This is a genomic window from Mycobacterium sp. 852013-51886_SCH5428379 (assembly GCF_001665575.1).
Taxonomy (GTDB): domain Bacteria; phylum Actinomycetota; class Actinomycetes; order Mycobacteriales; family Mycobacteriaceae; genus Mycobacterium.
Genome location: NZ_LZSU01000052.1, coordinates 79,344 through 95,201, shown reverse-complemented (window position 1 = coordinate 95,201; position 15,858 = coordinate 79,344). Strand labels below are relative to the sequence as shown.

Sequence of the window (15,858 nt, the reverse complement as noted above, 5' to 3'; positions counted from 1 at the left end):
AACAAGGAGTCCTGATGAGACTCGAACGGCGGTGTGTGCTCGACGCCGACCCCGACACCGTCTGGAAGACGGTCAGCAATCCGGATGCGTATCCCGATTTCATGGCGAGCCTCGAGCGCTGGGAGACCGAGACCGACGGACCGGTCCGCGTCGGATCCCGGTTCACCGTGCACTGGAAGGTGGGGTCGGTACCGATCGGCGGGCTGGTGGAGATCCACGAGTTCGACCCGCCGCGGGACCTGTCATGGATCGGCATCACCGGCATCACGCTGCGGGGGCGCTTCCGGCTACGGGAGGCCTCCGACGGCCGCACGAAGGTGACGTTCCGGCTGTCCTACGAGGCGCCCGGCGGTCTGCTCGGTCTGGTCGCCGACCGGGTCGCGGCCCGGCAGGTGGGCCGCAACATGTCCGAGACGCTCAAGCGGCTCAAGACCCTGGTGGACGGCTGACCCAACCGTTTGGGCGGCCCCGCCACGGGTAGTCGGCCCGCATGGCTGACTCCACCCCGCTCGCGCTCATCACCGGTGCCTCGTCGGGTATCGGTCTCGAACTGGCGAAATCCTTCGCGCGAGACGGGTACGACCTGGTGATCGCGGCCGACGAAGCCGACATTCACGTTGCGGCGCAACAACTCTCGGAGTACTCGGTCGCGGTCGCACCGGTCGAGGTGGATCTGCGCAGCGCCGAGGGTGTCGTCGAGCTGTACCGCACCGCCACCGCCGGCGGCCGGGCGCTGGACGCGGCGGCGCTGAACGCCGGCGTCGGGCGGGCGGGCCGGTTCGTCGACGGCAACCTGGACGACGACATGTCGATCATCGACCTCAACGTCCGCTCGACCGTGCACCTGGCCCGGCTCATCCTGGGCGACATGGTCGACCGCGGATCAGGTCGGGTGCTGTTCACGTCGTCGACGGTCGCGGCGATACCGGGTTCGCATCAGAGCATGTACAACGCGTCGAAGTCCTTCGTGCAGAATTTCGCCGAGGCGCTGCACGACGAGATGCGCGACACCGGCGTCACGGTCACCTCGCTGATGCCCGGTCCCGTCGACACCCGGTTCTTCGACCGCGCGAAGATGCGTAACACCCTGCTGGGGGCGTTCCTGCCCAAAGACGATCCGGCCGACGTGGCCCGGCACGGCTACGAGGCGTTGATGCGCGGAGAGCGGAGGGTGGTCGCGGCGTCGCCGATGTCCAAGGCGCTCGGTGCCGTCGACATGGTTCTGCCCGACCCGGTCAAGGCCCGGATGAACCGGTTGATCGCCAAACCCCGCTGAGGGCTACCCCGGAGGGATCGGCGCGCCGGCGCCGGCGCCGGGGGCGCCGGCGATCGGGACGACGGGGGTGGGGGTGACGGTGGTGATGCCGTTCGCGCCGACCGTCGGGCCACCTGACGGGCGCATCGCCTTGAGGGCGTCGGCCGCGGCCTGGCTGCAGTCGAGCATGAGCAGCATCTTGCCGCCGGAGGTGAGTTTCTGGGTGTCGACCAGGCACTGGGCCTGCGGGAGCACGCTGCCGAACGAGCCCCCGAAGTTGCCCTTGACGCCCTGGGCCTGAAGGATCTGGAGCGCCTTGACGTACGGCTCGCCGACGACGTTGTAGTTGCCGCCGGGCTGCGAGAACGCGACTCCAGAGCTGATCACCGCTGCGGATCCGGCAGCCAGGACCCCGGCGCCGAGCATCACGAGCTTCTTCACATGGCCTCCGTCGGTTGTGGTGCGGTGCGAACATATCGCAGCCGTGACAGTTGTGAAACCGGAGCAGAGCCCTCCGGTGTTACATCCGGCGTCACCGCAGGGGGTCGACGAGCGTGTGCATCACCTCACCGAGCGCGGCGGCCCGGGCGTCGTCGAAGATGTCCTCGACCAGCCGCTGCTTGCCGTCCGGACCGCACAGCGGCACCCGCCAGTTGGGGTATTCGTCGCTGGTCCCGGGTTGATTCTGGGTTCGCAGTTCGCCCACCGCGTCGGCCAGTGACAGCGACAGCAGCCGCGACGGGGTGCGGCCGAGATAGCGGTGCAGCGCGAGCACCACGTGATCGGTGTCCAGTTCGTCGTCGGGGATGTCGGGCAGCAACCCCGCGCGTTTCAGCTCGGCCAGCCAGGCGGACTGCGCGGCGCGGTCGTCGGCGAGTTCCTCGGCGGCCGGCCGGGCCAGTAGGCCGAGTTCGTCGCGCAGCCGGACGTGCTCACCGGCGAGATATCCGGCGGTGGGCGGCAGGTCGTGGGTGGTGACCGCGGACAGGCAGTCCTGCCGCCACCGCTCCGCGGGAAGGGGGCCACCGGATTGATTCCCCGGGTCGCTTCGCTCCTGCCCGCCGGGTTCCGCCTCGAACCACAGGATCGACGTCCCCAGGACGCCGCGGTCGCGCAGATAGTCCCGCACCCACGGTTCGACGGTGCCCAGATCCTCGCCGACGACGACCGCCCCGGCCCGGTGCGCCTCGAGGGCGACGATGCCGATCAACGCCTCGTGGTCGTAGCGGACGTAGGTGCCCGCGGTCGGCGACGCGCCGCGGGGGATCCACCACAGCCGGAACAACCCGATGATGTGGTCGATGCGAACCCCGCCCGCGTGCCGGAGCACCGCGTTGACCAACGCCCGGAACGGTTCGTATTCACGCTCGAGGAGCTGGTCGGGCCGCCACGGCGGTTGCGACCAGTCCTGGCCGAGCTGGTTGAACTCGTCCGGCGGCGCACCCGCGGTGACCCCGAGCGCGAGCACGTCCTGCATCGCCCAGGCGTCGGCGCCGTTGGGATCGACGCCGACCGCCAGATCGTGCATGACGCCGAGCTCCATCCCCGCCGCGGTGGCCGTGGCCTGCACCCGGGTCAGCTGGTCGTCGAGCTGCCACTGCAGCCAGCGGTGGAAGTCGACCTTGTCGGCGCGCCGGGCCGCGAACGCCGCGACGGCTTTACTGCCGGGATCCTGCAGCTCCTCGGGCCAGGCGTGCCAGTCGTTGCCGTGTTTCTCGGCCAGCGCACACCAGACGGCGAAGTCGTCGAGGCTGCGACCCTCCCGGTGCCGGAATCCGGCGTAGCCGAGCTCGCGGCCCGCGGACCGGTCGACCCGGTAGATGGCCTCCAGAGCGGCGCGTTTGGCCCGCCACGCCGCATCCCGGTCGATGAGGTCGGCACGCCGGGCCCGGGCCTGGACCGCACCGCGGGCCTTCCGCAGCCGACCGCGCTGGCGCAGGTCGGCGAACTCCGGGACGGCTTCTGGCCGCAGGTAGAGCGGGTTGACGAAGCGGCGCGACGTCGGCAGGTACGGCGACGGCTCCGTCGGCTTGGCCGGGGCCGCCGCGTGCAGCGGGTTGACCAGGATGAACCCGGCGCCGTGCCGGGTGGCCGACCACACCGCCAGATCGGCGAGATCGGTCAGATCGCCCACACCCCACGACCGCTGGGAGCGCACGCTGTACAGCTGGGTGGCCAACCCCCAGCTGCGCCGCTGTCCCAGCCGGGCCGGCATCGTCAACCGCGCCGGCGAGACGATCAGCGCCGCGTCGGTCTCGCCGGCCGGGGACCGCATGTGCAGGCGGTGGTACCCGAGCGGCAGATCGGCGGGCAGCTCGAAGCTGGCCTCCCCGACCAGCCGGCCGTCCAGGTCGAACGGCGGTTTGTCATTGGTGAGCTGACGCAACCCGTCGCGCGTCGACCCGTCCTCCATGCGGACCCACACCTCGACCGGATCGCCGTGGGTGACGTGCACCCAGAACGACGTGGTCGATCCGCTGCGCGCGACGATCGTCGCCGGCAGTGACCGCTGCCAGTGGCGCCGGTCGCCGGCGGCCAGGGCCGCGGTCCGCTCGACGTCGTCACCGGCGGGCACCCCGAGCGCGGCCAGCACCGCCACCAGCGTCGATTGCGGGGCGGCCACCTGCGCGCCGCGCCAGTCCTCGTAGTGCGTGGCGACCCCGTACCGGCGGGCGAGTTCGACCAGCTCGGGCGGCAGCGGCGTGGTGTCGGTGGCCATGCACGTCATCCTGCCGCGTCTGTAGGGTCGCGGGCTATGGCGCCGGACGGACAGGACGGATCCGTCGCGTCGTACCGGCGGGCGCGGATCGCCGTCGCCGCCCAGTTCTTCACCAACGGCGCCCTGTTCGCCAACCTGCTGCCGCGGTTTCCCGAGATCAAGAGCGACCTGATGCTGTCGAACTCGGTGTACGGGCTGGCCATCGGCGCATTCTCGGCGGGTGCCTTCGTCGCGGGGCTCACCGCCGGCGCGCTGATCCGGCGGTTCACCTCGGCGCGGGTGGCCGTGGGCGGCACGGTCGGCATCGCGGTGTTCCTCGTCGTGGCCACCCTCGCGCCCTCGGCCGTGCTGCTGGGCGCCGCGCTGTTCGCCGCAGGCGCCTGTGACGCGGTCACCGACGTGTCGCAGAACGCCCACGCGCTGCGGGTGCAGCGCGGTTACGGCCGGTCGATCATCAACTCGGTGCACGCCGTGTGGGCCGGCGGCGCCGTCATCGGCGGTCTGATGGGTGCGGGGGCGATCGCGCTGCATGTGCCGCGCGTCGTCCACCTCGGCGCAGCCGCCGTGCTGTTCAGCGCCGTCGTGCTGGTGGCCTACCGGTTCATGCTGCCCGGCGCCGACCACGACGACCATCCGGCCGCGGCGCGCGCCGCAGGCGGGCGGGCCGGTCCGCGGGTGTACGCGCTGCTTGCGGCGCTGGCTGCGATCGCCGTGGCGGGGGCGGTGGTCGAGGATGCCGGGAGTTCGTGGGCGACGCTGTATCTGCGCGACGGCATCGGCGCACCGGCCGCGATCGCCGCCTTCGGATACGTCGCACTCGTCGCGGCGATGTTCGTGGGCCGGCTGGCCGGAGACCGGCTGGTGGACCGGTTCGGCGACGCCGCGGTCGCGCGCGCGGGCGGGGTGCTGGTCGCGGCGGGGATGGCGACCGCCCTGGCGTTTCCGAGCGTGCCCGGGACCGTGGCGGGTTTCGCCGCGGCCGGGCTCGGTGTGGCCACCTGGATCCCGGCGGCGATGAACCGCGCTGATCAGTTGCCCGGTCTGCGGCCCGGCACCGGTCTGACGCTGCTCACCTGGCTGCTGCGCATCGGCTTTCTGGCGTCCCCACCGGTGGTGGGCGCGGTCGCCGATGCCACCAGCCTGCGCATCGGCCTGCTCAGCGTGCCGATCGCGGGCGTCGTGGTCATCATCCTGGCCGGCGCCCTCAGTGCGAGAGGCCGACCAGTTCGATCGTGAGGACGCCCGCCACGATGAGCGCGATCCCCACGCCCATCACCGGCGTCAGGCGTTCGCCGAAGAGGAACCGGGCGATCACCGCCACCAGCGCCACCCCGCACGCGGTCCAGATGCCGTAGACCAGACCGACCGGCGCACCGAGCGACAGCGTCAGCCACAAGAGATAGAACGACCCCACGTAGCCGAGCACCACGGGGACGATCCAGCGCCTGCGGCGCAGCCCCTCCGAAGCCCGCAGCGACAAGGTGGCGAAGACCTCCAGCACGATCGCGCCGCCGAGCACGACGTAGATCACGATGGGACCTCGGCGGTGGCGCGGGGATGGGATCCCACCTCGACGAGCAGGACGCCGGCGACGATCAGGCCGATACCCGCCGCGATCGGCCAGGTGAACGCGTCGCCGAACAACACGGCGGCGAGCACCGCCGTCGCCGCGGTGCCGGAGGCGCCCCAGATCCCGTACGCGACCCCGACGGCCATCCCGACCCGCAGCACGGCCGACAGCAGCAGGAAGGCGCCGAGATAGCCGGTGACGACGAGCACCAGCCACGCGGTGTGATCCTGGGAAGCCCGTAGCGCCAGTGTGGCCGCCACCTCACTGGCGATCGCTCCTGCAAGGAGCGCTGACTTCTGCACGGGCTCAACCTATCCGAGGCGTGAGTAGCCTGGATGGGTCGGCGCCTGAAGAAGTTTGCCAGGCGCAGAAAGGAGTCAGCGCATGACCGCTGAGACAACCAATGGCACCTCGATGGCCGAACCCGTGGCCGAGACGGTGTACGGCCCGGTACGCGGCACCGACGACGGGGTGGCCGCCTCGTGGCGCGGGATCCGCTACGCGGCCGCCCCGTCCGGCGAACTGCGCTGGCGGGCGCCGCAGCCACCCGAACCGTGGCGCGACGTCGCCGACGCCCGCCGGGTGGGACCGTCGTGTCCACAGCCGGTGTTCCCCGGCATCCCGTTCGACCTGGGCGCACCCCAGGGCGAGGACAGCCTGGTGCTCAACGTGTGGGCGCCGTCGGGAACGTCGGCCGGCGACGGGAAACCGGTGCTGGTGTGGGTGCACGGCGGGGCGTACCTGATCGGTGCGGCCACCCAGCCGCTCTACCGCGGCCGCACCCTGGCCGCGGACGCCGACGTGGTGGTCGTGACGGTCAACTACCGGCTCGGCCCGTTCGGCTTTCTCGACCTGTCCTCGCTGAGCACCGCCCGAACCCGGTTCGACACCAACGTCGGTCTGCGCGACGTGCTGTTCGCGCTCGAATGGGTCCGCGACAACATCGCGAACTTCGGTGGCGATCCGACGCGGGTCACGCTGTTCGGCGAATCGGCCGGCGGCGGCATCGTCACCACGCTGCTGACCAGCCCGGCCGCCGAGGGACTGTTCGCGGCGGCGATCGCCCAGAGTTCACCGGTGACCTCGGTCTACAGTGCCGAGCGCAGCAGGCGCACCGCCGAACAGTTCCTCGACCGCCTCGGGGTGGCTCCCGCCGACGGCGACCGGCTGCCCGACGCACCGCTGACCGCAGTGCTGGCCGCCGCCAAGAAGCTCTTCGACGAGGTGCCGGTACAGATGCCCGGCACGCTGGCCTTCGCCCCGGCGGTCGACGGCGACATCGTCCCCGACTTCCCGGCACATGCCGCGCGGGCGGGCCGGTCCTTGCCGGTGCCGTTGATCATCGGCACCAACAAGAACGAGGCTGCGCTGTTCCGCTGGATGAAGTCACCGCTGATGCCGATCACGCCGGAGGCGATCAACGCGATGTTCGCCGACATCGCCATCGAGCAGCCCGGGCTGCAGATCCCCTCCGACGAGCAGTTGATCGCGGCCTACCCCAAGTTGAAGGGCAAGAAGCGGGGGATGGGTGTCGCGAGCGACATCGGCTTCCGGATGCCGTCGGTGTGGTTCGCCGAGGGACACAGTGCCGTGGCGCCGGTGTACCTGTACCGCTTCGACTACGGCACCCCGGCGATGCGGGTGCTCGGCCTCGGCGGCGCGCACGCGACCGAGCTGCCGTTCGTCTGGGGCAACCTGTCGGCCGGTCCGAAGGATCCGACGTTCAAGCTGGGTGGGCTCAAAATCGGCACCGCGCTGTCGGAGCGGATGCGCGGCCGGTGGGCCGGGCTGGCGAGAACCGGCGAACCCGGCGGCACCCCGGATTGGCGGCCGTACCGGCCCGAGGACCGCGCGACCTTGGTCATCGACCGCGAGGACCGGGTGGTCGACGACCTCGACGGCGACCTGCGCGCAGCGTGGGGCGACGAGGTGCTCAGCTTCCGCTGACGGCTGCCGGAGGCACCGCCGGGGGCGGCTAGAATCCGCGCTCGGAGGTGTGGATCGTGGATGTGGCGTTTCTCGACGTGTTGCCCCCGCAGATGCGGGATCCGGTGCTGTTCGCCATCCCGTTCTTCCTGCTGCTGTTGACCCTCGAGTGGACCGCGGCGCGCAAGCTCGAGCATCTCGAGGGCGAGCAGCGCAGCCCCGCGGGTTCGTACGCCCGCCGCGATGCGTGGACGAGCATCTCGATGGGCTTGGTTTCGATCGTGACGACGGGGGCGTGGAAGTTCCTCGCGCTGATCGGCTACGCGGCGCTCTACACCTACGTCGCGCCGTGGCATCTGCCGGCCACGCAGTGGTACACGTGGGTGATCGCACTCGTCGGCGTCGACCTGCTGTTCTACGTCTATCACCGGGTGGCGCACCGGGTCCGGCTGATCTGGGCCACCCACCAGGCGCATCACTCCAGCGAGTACTTCAACTTCGCGACGGCACTGCGCCAGAAGTGGAACAACAGCGGCGAGATCCTGATGTGGATCCCGCTGCCGCTGTTGGGTGTTCCGCCGTGGATGGTGTTCTTCGCGTTCTCGATCAGCCTGATCTACCAGTTCTGGGTGCACACCGAGCGCATCGACAAGCTCTGGCGGCCTTTCGAGTTCGTCTTCAACACCCCGTCGCACCACCGCGTGCACCATGGCATGGACACCGAGTACCTCGACAAGAACTACGGCGGGATCCTCATCATCTGGGACCGCCTGTTCGGCACCTTCACCCCGGAGGTGACCCGGCCGCGCTACGGGCTGACCAAACCCGTGGGCACCTTCAACATCTGGAAACTCCAGACCCACGAGTACGCCGCGATCGCACGCGACGTCCGTCGGGCCACCCGGTGGCGCGACCGATTCGGCTACGCGTTCGGTCCCCCGGGCTGGCAGCCGGCGAAGCCGGTGACCGCCGAGCGCCCCGCCGAGGTCGTTTCCTGACGCGTCGGGACTCCCGGCCCGATAGTGTCCGCGTGTGCAAACGGTTTTCGACGCCCACGTCGCCCCCGGCATCGTCGAGAGAGGGCTGGCCCCGGCGAAGTTCGGCGCCATGTGGCTGGATGTGCCGCGGCCCGAGCATCCACCGCTGAGCGGCGACGCCGACGCCGATCTGGTGGTGGTGGGCGGCGGCTACACCGGCCTGTGGACCGCACTGCACGCCGCCGAGCAGCATCCCGACCGTCGCATCCTGCTCATCGAGGCCGACCGCATCGGCGGTGCGGCCTCCGGGCGCAACGGCGGCTTCGTCGACGCGAGCCTCACCCACGGGTTGGAGAACGGTCGATCCCGGTGGCCCGATGAGCTCGACGACCTCGAGCGGATGGGTCGCGAGAACCTCGACGGTATGCAGGCCGACATCGAACGGCTAGGCCTCGACGTCGACTGGGAGCGCACCGGCATGCTCACCGTGGCCACCGAACCGCACCAGGTGGGCTGGCTCGCCGAGGCGGCCGCCGCAGGGGAGGGCGCGCTGCTCGACGAGAAGGCCGTCCGCGCCGAAGTCGACTCTCCGACCTACCGGGCCGGCCTGTTCAGCGCGGACACCTGCGCGATCGTCGACCCCGCGAAGCTGGCGCTCGAACTGGCCCGGGCCGGTGCAGACGCCGGCGTGCGGATCCACGAGCACACCGCGGCCACGGCGCTGCACACCGACGGATCGGGGGTGCAGATCGACACCGGCGCCGGCCGGATCACCGCGCGCCGGGCGGTGCTCGCGACGAACGTGTTCCCGAGTCTGCTGCGGCGCAACCGGCTCTACACCGTGCCGGTGTACGACTACGTGCTGGCCACCGAGCCGCTGACCGACGATCAGCTGGCGCGCATCGGCTGGCGGCACCGCCAAGGCGTGGGGGATGCCGCCAACCAGTTCCACTACTACCGGCTGTCGGCCGACAACCGCATCGTCTGGGGAGGGTACGACGCCGTCTACTACCCGGGCCGCAAGATCAGACCGCACTACGAGAACCGCCCGCAGACCTACCGCCGGCTGGCCGCCCACTTCTACCTGACGTTCCCGCAGCTGACCGACGTCCGGTTCGCGTACCGCTGGGGCGGCGCCATCGACACCAACACCCGGTTCTGCGCGCACTGGGGGCTGGCGCGCGACGGCCGCGTCGCCTACGTCAACGGGTTCACCGGGCTCGGCGTGGGCGCCACCCGATTTGCCGCCGACGTATGCCTTGACCTGCTCGAAGGCCGCGACACCCCGCGCACCCGACTGGAGATGGTGCGCCGCAAACCCCTGCCGTTCCCGCCGGAACCGTTCGCCTCGGTGGGCATCCAGGCCACCCGATGGTCGCTCGACCGCGCCGACCACGCGGCCGGCCGGCGCAATCTGCTGCTGCGCACGCTCGACCGGTTGGGGCTGGGTTTCGACTCTTGATCGACCCGTGACGACACGCTTCGGTAACGGTGCTTGACATTGGATCGATAGGGTCTACGAGACAAGCAACCCACCGGGGAGGGGAGCACCCATGCGCCGCCTACTGCTCAGCGTCCTGGCCGCCGCGGCCGCGTTCTTCGCAATGCTTCTCGCCCCGCCCGCGCCGGGCCAGGCCGATCCGGGAATCGTGGTGTTCCCCGGGATGGAGATCCGCCAGGGCACCAACGTCTGCACGCTGGGCTTCGTCGATATGGAGACCCGCGTCGCCTACACCGCCGGCCACTGCCGCGGCGGCGCGCAGGTCACCGACAAGGCCAACGGGTTCCTGGGCAGCCAGGTGGCGTTCTCCGACAACACCCCCGACGGCACGACGGTCGACACCAACCACCAGATCTCCGATTGGCAGACCATCGCCCTGGCTTCCGACGTCCAGCTCAACAACGTGCTGCCGAACGGGCGGCCGCTGGTGCGGGACGCGTCGGTGACGGCGACCCGCGGGATGCCGGTGTGCCACTTCGGCGTGATGACGGGCGAATCCTGCGGCACGGTGGAGGCAGTCAACAACGGCTGGTTCACCATGGCCAACGGTGTGCGCAGCCAGAAGGGCGACTCCGGCGGGCCGGTTTACACCAACACCCCGGACGGCCGCGCCGTCATCCTCGGCATCTACAACAGCACGTGGGGTTCCTTCCCGGCCGCCGTGTCCTGGCAGGCCGTGCCCCAGCAGGCCGGCACCGCCCCGGTGCTGGTCACCGCCGGCGCGGCGTGACGGGCTGGTCCAGCAATTCGAACACCGGGATCGACGGCGCGGTCGCACGCAGGTCAGCGTCGCTCGAATCCGGTGTCAGGCCCCCCACGTGGCCTTTGACCTCCCAGTACCACCGCTGCAGATAGCGCCGCAGCAGGTGCGGTTTGTCCAAATCGGCCACCTCGGCCAACCGCACCGTCCGGCGCCGCCAGCGTGGTCCGATCTCCACCTCGCCCGCCGCTCGGGCGTTGCGCGCCCACTGGGTGTTGCCGCGGGGGGAGACCAGATAATCGCGGCCGTCGATGGACAGCACGTTGACGACGACGCCGCGCATCGTCCCCGTCTTGCGGCCGCGGACCCGCACCGCGCGGGTGCCCGCGATGGACACCCCTGCCTCGGCCAGCCGATGGATCACCGCATTGAACGCGCGGGCGAACATGTCGGGTTCGTCGTACCTGGTGGTCATGTCCTTCTCCTCAATATGTGAGCAGTGCTCTCCCTTTAGGGTGCGACGCCCGGGCGAGAAATGCAAGAGCAGTGCTCACTTTTCTGACAGACTCGGGGACGTGGGTAAACGCGAGGACACCAGGGCGCGCATTGAAGCGCAGATCGTCGAGGTCGGCCGCCGTCATCTGGTCACCGACGGACCTGCGGGCCTGTCGCTCCGGGCGATCGCCCGCGAACTCGGCATGGTCTCCTCAGCGGTGTACCGGTACGTGGCCAGCCGCGACGACCTGCTGACACTGCTGCTGGTCGACGCCTACGGGGAGTTGGCCGAGCAGGTGGACCGGACGCGCGGCGCCGAAGCGGGGGACTGGCAGGCCCGCCTGCTAGCGATCGCCCACGCCGCCCGGGGCTGGGCGACGTCGCAGCCGGCACGCTGGGCCCTGCTCTACGGCAGCCCGGTGCCCGGCTACCACGCACCCGCCGAGCGGACCGTCATCCCGGGGACCAGGGTGGTGCAGGCCATCTTCGACACGGTCGCCGTCGCCGTCGCGGACGGCGGCATCACGGTATCGAAATCGCCTGCGCCACAACCGTTATCGTCGGATCTCGAACGGTTGCGTGCGGAGTTCGGGTTCGACGGCCCCGACGATCTGATGGTGCGCTGCACCGCGCTGTGGGCGGGACTGGTCGGCGCCATCAGCCTCGAGGTGTTCGGTCAGTACGGGCCCGAAACGTTCCGTGATCCGGCCGGCGTCTTCGATCTCCAGATGCGGATGCTGATCGACATGCTCGCCGCGTCCGCATAACTAGAACACGTTCTAGCGTTGGAGCGAGCAGGGCGATATTCTCGGTCACGATGCCTGACCAGACACCTGTCCAGATCGCCTGGGTGACCCGTGATCAGGACGCCACCGAACAGGCACTGTCCGCTCTGCTCGGCGCGCGGCGCTGGATCCGGATGCCCGGTGTGCACTTCGGCCCCGACACCTGCCGGCTGCGCGGCGCACCCGCGGACTTCGTCGCCGACGTTGCGCTGAGCTACGCCGGCGACACCCAGCTCGAGATCATCACCCCGGTGAGCGGGCCCAGCATCTACTCGGAATTCCTGGACCGCTGCGGTCCGGGACTGCACCACGTGTGCGTGGAGGCCGAGGACGAGCAGGCCTTCGCCGCGGCCGTCCGCGACGCGGAGCAGGCGGGCGCGGAGGTGGTGTGCGACGGCGTCATGCCCGGCGGTATGCGGTTCGCCTATGTCTCCGCCGAGGGCAGCGGTGTGCCCTATCTCGAGATCGCGTACGTCCCGGACGAGATCCGGTCCTTCTTCGACTACATCAAGCAGGAGCAGCAATGACTCTCGACATCCCCGAAACGATCAATGCCGCAACGGTGTCGGAGTGGTCCGACGACGTCGACGTGGTCGTCCTGGGCTTCGGCATCGCCGGTGGTTGCGCCGCGGTCAGCGCTGCGGCGGCCGGCGCGCGGGTGCTGGTACTCGAGCGCGCCGCCGACGCGGGCGGGACCTCCTCGATGGCCGGTGGCCACTTCTATCTCGGCGGCGGCACCGCGGTGCAGCAGGCGACCGGACACGACGACACCGCCGAGGAGATGTACAAGTACCTGGTGTCGCAGGCGCGTGACCCCGAGCACGACAAGATCCGCGCCTACTGCGAGGGCAGCGTCGACCACTTCGAGTGGCTCGAGGCGCTCGGGTTCCAGTTCGAGCGCACCTACTATCCCGGCAAGGTGGTGGTACCGCCGGGCACCGAGGGACTGTCCTACACCGGCAACGAGAAGGTGTGGCCGTTCTGCGAGCAGGCGGTGCCCGCGCCGCGCGGACACTCCGTGCCGGTGCCCGGCGAACTCGGCGGCGCCGACATGGTGATTCGGCTGCTGGTCAAACGCGCCGCCGATCTGGGGGTGCAGATCCGCTACGAGACCGGCGCCACCAATCTGGTCGTCGAGAACGGTCGTGTGGTCGGGGTGCGGTGGAAGCACTTCGGTGACACCGGCACCGTCCGCGCCGCATCGGTGGTCATCGCCGCGGGCGGGTTCGCGATGAACGCCGACATGGTCAACGAGTACACCCCGGCGCTGGGCAAGAAACGGCGCACCAAACACCACGGTGAGGTCGAGCCCTACATCCTGGGCAACCCGAACGACGACGGCCTCGGCATCCGCATGGGTGTCTCGGCGGGCGGGGTCGCCAAAGACCTCGACCAGCTGTTCATCACGGCCGCCGCGTATCCGCCGGAGATCCTGCTCACCGGCGTCATCGTCAACAAGGACGGTCAGCGCTTCGTCGCCGAGGACTCCTACCACTCCCGTACGTCGGCGTTCGTCCTCGAACAACCCGATCAGACCGCCTACTTGGTGGTCGACGAGGCGCACATGCAGATGCCCGAGATGCCGCTGATCAAGTTCATCGACGGCTGGGAGACCGTCGAGGAGATGGAATCCGCCCTCGGCATCCCGCAGGGCAATCTGGCCGCAACCCTGCAGCGCTACAACGAGAACGCCGCCCGCGGTGAGGACCCGGACTTCCACAAGCAGTCGGATTACCTTGCGCCGCAGGACACCGGCCCGTACGCGGCCTTCGATCTGTCACTCGGGGTCGCCATGTACTCCGGCTTCACCATGGGCGGCCTGACGGTGACGGTCGACGGTGAGGTGCTGCGCGAGGACGGCGCCACCGTGCCCGGCCTGTACGCCGCGGGTGCATGCGCGTCGAACATCGCCCAGGACGGCAAGGGCTACGCGAGCGGCACCCAGCTGGGTGAGGGCTCCTTCTTCGGGCGGCGGGCGGGAGGACACGCAGCCGGAGCTGCGGGCGCACGCACTTAGGGCGCGGCCGCTCCGACCGGGCCCAGCCGCCACTCGCCACCGCCGAGCAGCGCGAGTTCCTGTTCGTGGTGGTCGATGACGGTGCCGCGATGGGCGACGCTGACCAGGATCGTGTCGGGCAGATCCTGCCGCACCATCCGGTAGAGCATCGTCTCCAGGCCGGTGTCCAGCGCGGAGGTCGCCTCGTCGAGGAACACCGCCTTGGGCTTGGTCAACAGGATCCGCGCGAACGCGACCCGCTGCTGTTCGCCGGGGGAGAGCACCTTGACCCAGTCCTGCTCCTCGTCGAGCCGTCCCACCAGATGCGGTAGCGCAACCTTTTCGAGCATGGCGGCGAGCTCCTGGTCGGTGAAGTCGCCGACCTCCCGCGGATACGACAGCACCGCCCGCAGATTGCCCAGGGGTACGTACGGCATCTGGGACAGGAACATCGTCTCGTTGTCTCCGGAGGGGCAGCGCAGTGTTCCGGTGGTGTACGGCCACAGCTGGGCCAGACTGCGCAGCAGCGTCGTCTTGCCGGTGCCCGACATCCCGGTCACGGCCAGGGTGTCGCCGGCCTCCAGCCGCAGATCGATCGGATCGATGAGCTGGTTGCCGTCCGGGGTGCGCACCTCGACGTTGTCGAGTTCGACCGCGCCGTCCCGGCTCGCGGTCACGCCGAGGGTCGGCAGTTCGCGGCCCTCGTCGTTGGCCACCACCAGACCGTGCAGACGCACGATCGCCGCGCGGTACCCGGCGAAGTCGTCGTAGGCGTTTCGGAAGAACGACAGCCCGGTCAGGATCGAGCGGAACGCCGACGCGGTCTGTCCCAGGGCGCCGAGGGTGATCTCGCCGTTGTAGAACCGCTGGAACTGCACCACGTACGGGATGAGCTCCTGGGCCTGGGTGATCGAGAGGTTGAAGCCGGCGAACCCCATGGTCCGGTTGATGTACTTGCGGTAGTTGGTCACCACCGGGGCGAACAGGCGGCGCAGCCCGGAGCGTTCGGCGACCTCACCGCGGTAGAAGGCCACCGCTTCGGAGGCGTCCCGCAGCCGCACCAGCGCATACCGGAACGCGGCGTTGAACTTCTCGTTGTTGAACGACAGCGTGATGAACGGCCGGCCGATCCGGAACGCGATCACCGTCGCGATGAGGACGTAGACGATGCCGATCCAGAAGATCGCCTTGGGCAGGGTGTAACCCACCAGCGGCAGCGTGAGCGGTCCGGACAGGTTCCACAGGATCGCGGTGAACGAGATCATCGAGGCGATCGAGGAGATCGCGCCGAACAGCAGGGTGGTCTCCGAGCCCTGGTTGGGCCGGTTGGGTTGGGAGTTCACCCCGGCGGTGAAGATGTCGATGTCGGCCTGGATGCGCTGATCGGGGTTGTCGATGGTGGCGTCGATGAACCGCGACCGGTAGAAAGCCTTGCCCTCCAACCAGTTTCCCGTCAGCCGGTCGGTCAGCCATACCCGCCAGCGCAGCATGAACCGCTGGGCGAGGTAGAGGTCGAGCATCACCAGCGCGATGTTGATGGCCGCGAGGACGGTGAAGACCAGCATCGACAACCAGAAGCCGTCGCCGCCGGACTGCCGGACGGCGTCGTCGCCGTTGCCCAGCCCCGCGGCGATCACCTGGAAGCTGGTCGACATGTCGTTGCCCTGGTAGCTGAACAGCACCGACAGCCGCACACCGGTGATCACCGACAGCAGCAGGCCGGCCAGCCAGACCCACACGATCACGCTGTCGCGGCCGACGAAGTAGTCCCGGGTGACCCGCCAGAACTGCCTGCCCCAGGTCGTGAACTTCACGATCAGGACCAGCACCACCATGGTGGCCACCGCCGCGTACGTCCAGGCCTGGGCTATCCACCACAGCGAGGTCCAGAGCTCGTTGCCCCAGTCGAGGGTCGGTGTGAACGTTTCCACCGG

16 protein-coding genes are annotated in these 15,858 nt (G+C 69.8%); 10 read left to right on the top strand and 6 right to left on the bottom strand.

Annotated elements, in window-relative coordinates; translation table 11 throughout:
* Positions 1-14 precede the first annotated feature (14 nt).
* Both A5757_RS22325 and A5757_RS22320 read left to right on the top strand, forming a co-directional pair.
* Positions 15-449 carry an SRPBCC family protein gene (locus tag A5757_RS22325; protein ID WP_066839055.1) on the top strand — a complete coding sequence of 145 codons (435 nt, stop codon included), beginning with the start codon at positions 15-17 and terminating at the stop codon, positions 447-449.
* A 41-nt stretch (positions 450-490) separates the two neighbouring features.
* Positions 491-1,276 (top strand): SDR family oxidoreductase, encoded by a 786-nt coding sequence (locus A5757_RS22320; RefSeq protein ID WP_066839052.1) that lies wholly within the window; start codon positions 491-493, stop codon positions 1,274-1,276.
* Positions 1,277-1,279: 3 nt separating this feature from the next.
* Here the strand turns inward: A5757_RS22320 and A5757_RS22315 are convergent, their stop codons facing one another.
* Together A5757_RS22315 and malQ are read right to left on the bottom strand one after the other, a co-directional pair.
* The gene (locus A5757_RS22315; RefSeq protein WP_066839044.1) at positions 1,280-1,696 is read right to left on the bottom strand and encodes a hypothetical protein; all 417 of its coding nucleotides are present in this window, start codon (positions 1,694-1,696) and stop codon (positions 1,280-1,282) included.
* Between the two features lie 91 nt (positions 1,697-1,787).
* A complete protein-coding gene (gene malQ / locus A5757_RS22310) occupies positions 1,788-3,974 on the bottom strand; it encodes a 4-alpha-glucanotransferase (RefSeq protein ID WP_066839039.1) in 2,187 nt (728 codons plus the stop codon).
* A gap of 36 nt (positions 3,975-4,010) precedes the next feature.
* On the opposite strand from malQ, the gene A5757_RS22305 reads away from it, so the two are divergent.
* A complete protein-coding gene (locus tag A5757_RS22305; RefSeq protein WP_066839035.1) occupies positions 4,011-5,210 on the top strand; it encodes an MFS transporter in 1,200 nt (399 codons plus the stop codon).
* Here A5757_RS22305 and A5757_RS22300 read toward each other — a convergent pair.
* Together A5757_RS22300 and A5757_RS22295 are read right to left on the bottom strand one after the other, a co-directional pair.
* Positions 5,179-5,502 (bottom strand): multidrug efflux SMR transporter, encoded by a 324-nt coding sequence (locus A5757_RS22300; protein ID WP_066839183.1) that lies wholly within the window; start codon positions 5,500-5,502, stop codon positions 5,179-5,181. The two genes, A5757_RS22305 and A5757_RS22300, sit on opposite strands and share 32 nt — an antisense overlap.
* Positions 5,502-5,846, bottom strand: a complete 345-nt coding sequence (locus A5757_RS22295; protein ID WP_066839032.1) for a multidrug efflux SMR transporter — start codon at positions 5,844-5,846, stop codon at positions 5,502-5,504. Before A5757_RS22295 ends, A5757_RS22300 begins: the two co-directional genes overlap by 1 nt.
* An 82-nt stretch (positions 5,847-5,928) precedes the next feature.
* On the opposite strand from A5757_RS22295, the gene A5757_RS22290 reads away from it, so the two are divergent.
* The 4 genes from A5757_RS22290 to A5757_RS22275 all read left to right on the top strand — a co-directional run bounded on the left by A5757_RS22290 (position 5,929) and on the right by A5757_RS22275 (position 10,678).
* Positions 5,929-7,491: a carboxylesterase/lipase family protein gene (locus A5757_RS22290; RefSeq protein ID WP_066839030.1), complete on the top strand. Its 1,563-nt coding sequence runs from the start codon at positions 5,929-5,931 to the stop codon at positions 7,489-7,491.
* 92 nt (positions 7,492-7,583) lie between these two features.
* Positions 7,584-8,468 carry a sterol desaturase family protein gene (locus A5757_RS22285; protein WP_066839181.1) on the top strand — a complete coding sequence of 295 codons (885 nt, stop codon included), beginning with the start codon at positions 7,584-7,586 and terminating at the stop codon, positions 8,466-8,468.
* Positions 8,469-8,502: 34 nt separating this feature from the next.
* Positions 8,503-9,909, top strand: a complete 1,407-nt coding sequence (locus tag A5757_RS22280; RefSeq protein ID WP_066839027.1) for an FAD-binding oxidoreductase — start codon at positions 8,503-8,505, stop codon at positions 9,907-9,909.
* Positions 9,910-10,000: 91 nt separating this feature from the next.
* Complete coding sequence (locus tag A5757_RS22275) at positions 10,001-10,678, top strand: hypothetical protein (RefSeq protein ID WP_066839022.1); 678 nt, start codon at positions 10,001-10,003, stop codon at positions 10,676-10,678.
* Here the strand turns inward: A5757_RS22275 and A5757_RS22270 are convergent.
* The gene (locus A5757_RS22270; protein WP_066839019.1) at positions 10,659-11,123 is read right to left on the bottom strand and encodes a hypothetical protein; all 465 of its coding nucleotides are present in this window, start codon (positions 11,121-11,123) and stop codon (positions 10,659-10,661) included. The two genes, A5757_RS22275 and A5757_RS22270, sit on opposite strands and share 20 nt — an antisense overlap.
* 100 nt (positions 11,124-11,223) lie before the next feature.
* Between A5757_RS22270 and A5757_RS22265 the strand changes: the two genes are divergently transcribed.
* From A5757_RS22265 to A5757_RS22255, 3 genes are read left to right on the top strand one after another with little or no spacing between them, the layout of a single operon-like run.
* Complete coding sequence (locus tag A5757_RS22265) at positions 11,224-11,910, top strand: TetR/AcrR family transcriptional regulator (protein ID WP_066839017.1); 687 nt, start codon at positions 11,224-11,226, stop codon at positions 11,908-11,910.
* 50 nt (positions 11,911-11,960) lie between these two features.
* Positions 11,961-12,455 (top strand): VOC family protein, encoded by a 495-nt coding sequence (locus tag A5757_RS22260; protein WP_066839015.1) that lies wholly within the window; start codon positions 11,961-11,963, stop codon positions 12,453-12,455.
* Positions 12,452-13,945: an FAD-binding protein gene (locus tag A5757_RS22255; RefSeq protein ID WP_066839012.1), complete on the top strand. Its 1,494-nt coding sequence runs from the start codon at positions 12,452-12,454 to the stop codon at positions 13,943-13,945. Before A5757_RS22260 ends, A5757_RS22255 begins: the two co-directional genes overlap by 4 nt.
* Here A5757_RS22255 and A5757_RS22250 read toward each other — a convergent pair.
* Positions 13,942-15,855, bottom strand: a complete 1,914-nt coding sequence (locus A5757_RS22250; protein ID WP_066839009.1) for an ABC transporter ATP-binding protein/permease — start codon at positions 15,853-15,855, stop codon at positions 13,942-13,944. The two genes, A5757_RS22255 and A5757_RS22250, sit on opposite strands and share 4 nt — an antisense overlap.
* Positions 15,856-15,858: the final 3 nt, after the last annotated feature.